The sequence below is a fragment of the Gemmiger formicilis genome (genome assembly GCF_016901605.1).
Lineage (GTDB): Bacteria > Bacillota > Clostridia > Oscillospirales > Ruminococcaceae > Gemmiger > Gemmiger formicilis_B.
In genome coordinates this window covers 1-245 of the sequence record NZ_JACJKP010000673.1, presented here as the reverse complement: position 1 = coordinate 245, position 245 = coordinate 1, and the positions used below count along the sequence as shown (strand labels likewise).

Here is a 245-nt window from a genome sequence, read left to right as displayed (position 1 = left end):
CCAGGCGGGAATGGTCGGAGGTCGACAAACTGGTAAGGCTCAATTCGTCATAACCGGTGTTGCGGCAAAGTTCCCGGGCGCAGTCACTGATCATTTTCGGGGAGCGTTCCCGGAACGGACGGTAGATCTGACCCGCCTGGCAGAAACGGCAGCCGCGGACACAGCCGCGCAGCACCTCTACGCTGGCCCGGTCCTGTACGGCTCCCACAATGGGAACCACAAAGTTTTTGGGCGGTTCGTAGTCG

The 245-nt window shown here is 60.8% G+C and carries 1 pseudogene; it reads right to left on the bottom strand.

The annotated features are described in order from the left end of the window. Nucleotides 1–245 (bottom strand): annotated as a pseudogene (locus H6B10_RS16415) (B12-binding domain-containing radical SAM protein); the annotation flags it as partial.